A 2186-nucleotide genomic window follows, 5' to 3' on the forward strand; every position below is an offset into this window, starting at 1 on the left:
CTATTAATCTTAGTATATTAATAATCAGGATTTGAGAAAAATCTGAGGGTTCATGACATGTTTAATTTATCTTAAAATATGTAAACGTTAAAATTTTGCATAATCTTTGCATGCTTGATGTTAGAAGTTTTTCAGATTAATTTTTATCCCTTTGTGTTTATCAATAGCCAAGACAATGCATTTATATCGGAATTTTAAGAATTTAGTATAAGTTAATAGCAATTATTAAGGGATAAAAAATCAGAAACTCATAGATACATGCTTATACAGTTAATTTCTATTTGAATCTATTTGAGGAATTGTTTATTTCCATATCACCAGAAATATATATATTTTTAAAATATGTTTATTGGTGTAATATATGATTCAGAAATATCATTTAAAATGCCCAAAGTGCGGACATGAATTCAATATAAATTATGATCCATGGGTCAGCTTTCCTGATCCAGATCTTGGAATAATAATCCGTGAGGGAAAGCATCGATTTGCTGTCAGGTGCCCGGCATGCCACAAGACATCTCATTATCATATGTCTGATGATGGTGAACAGCTCTCTACGTGGTAAGGCAAAATGTGTACTTTGTGGTCACTATAACTGTTTCAAATTTATGGGTAGAAATTAAGAATGTGATAAAATGTCTAAATGACTAATAGGCGTTATAATATATTTAAAATCTGGTTTGTAAGTTCTCTTAAAGATTACATGCAAATTGGTTGATATAATCTACATTAAGGTTTAAATAAAAAAATAAAATTCATACACGTGAAGATTAAAACGCTGGTTATGATTTTATTGGGTTTTATTCTAATCATGGATTCAATTTTATTGTACTCCAAATATTCATATATGTATTATCCAGTTCCCATCAATTACTCAGCATCAGCAAAAACCGCCATTGTGTTTACAGTTTTTACAACAGTTTTAATTATAATTGGCGCCATTCTAATATCCTTAGGAATTTATAAGATTATTCGTGAAAACTATGTAATTCCAAAAATTAACCATTACTGGCTTATTTCTTTAATTTATGGTATAATAATAGCAATAATAGGTGGAATGATACACATAGCTCCATCCGGATTTCATTATCCGCATTATGTTTCTTTTACATATGGCCTTCCGATGTTTGTTCCAAATTTTATGATTTATTATTCAAGAATAATAGGATTATACATGTATCCTCTTCAGCTGCTGTCACTAGTTGCTGTTAGCCTTACCGGTGCGGCAATAATGGGGATATCATTTAAAGGAATAAGGTCAAGAAAAAAGTCTGTTGCGTCAATACTGGGAACAGTTGGGGTTTGCCCTGCCTGTGCTGCCGGGACCCTCTTTGGTTTCGTTATAGGTGCAAGTCCATTTTTAAGCTCATTTTACCTTAACGTATTGTACGGCAATACTCTGGATGAGGTTTTAATAAGCATGCTTTCACTGCTTCTTATGTTTATCTTTCTACTTTACGTGCTTAAACCATACAAAATAAAAACCAAAATAATAAGGTCAGCACCACTAAAAAATTAACTTTTATTTCATTATTTCATTATAATCTATAAAATCCACATTCTTTTTTTGTAAAAAATTTTTAATATCCTGGTCATCAGCTATAATTTTATCCGGTTTCAATAATTCTATTATTTTTTTAATATACATCTCAAATATATTATTCATTAAAAAGTCCATTGTCACAATCCCGTTAAGTTCAGTTCTTTTAAACATTGCATTAAATGTGTCCCTATTTTCTGGAGATAATGGGAAAAAATCCACAAAATTTAAATTCAAATTTTTTGATTTGCAATAGGAAATTAGATCATTAAAACGTTCTTCAAAGTAATTTTTATCATCCATGGAATATTCCATGGGAGTAATAAAATTTATAAAAAGAAAACCACCTGTAATTATTTCATTATCAGGGGAATAAACAGTATAATCAGTGGTTGTAAATGTTATTGATGGATCGCTGTATTCAAGGTCCTCATACTCAAGGCCACCAGCACCATACTCAGAATTATGTATATATGTATTGTCTCTTATTATGTCGATATTAAAAACGAAATCGATGGCCACTCTCTTTAATTCATTTAATTCCCTCAATGAAACGCTCATTTGCATCATAATAAATAAATTATTTATTAATATTTTTAAAAACAACCCATGGTATTTAATCGCCGTGAAATAAAACCAGTGAATT

At 29.8% G+C, this 2186-nt stretch carries 3 protein-coding genes; 2 read left to right on the forward strand and 1 reads right to left on the reverse strand.

What is annotated here, in order from left to right:
- Positions 1-361 precede the first annotated feature (361 nt).
- Both AOG54_RS10235 and AOG54_RS02765 read left to right on the forward strand, forming a co-directional pair.
- Positions 362-565, forward strand: coding sequence for a CpXC domain-containing protein (locus tag AOG54_RS10235; protein WP_048101085.1), 204 nt, complete (start codon positions 362-364; stop codon positions 563-565).
- Positions 566-763: 198 nt separating this feature from the next.
- Positions 764-1519, forward strand: a complete 756-nt coding sequence (locus AOG54_RS02765; RefSeq protein ID WP_156324173.1) for a hypothetical protein — start codon at positions 764-766, stop codon at positions 1517-1519.
- A gap of 3 nt (positions 1520-1522) precedes the next feature.
- On the opposite strand, the gene AOG54_RS02770 is transcribed toward AOG54_RS02765, so the two are convergent.
- Positions 1523-2186: hypothetical protein (locus AOG54_RS02770; RefSeq protein ID WP_236692448.1), on the reverse strand; the 664-nt coding region annotated here is incomplete at its 5' end.

The sequence above is a fragment of the Acidiplasma aeolicum genome (genome assembly GCF_001402945.1).
Lineage (GTDB): Archaea > Thermoplasmatota > Thermoplasmata > Thermoplasmatales > Thermoplasmataceae > Acidiplasma > Acidiplasma aeolicum.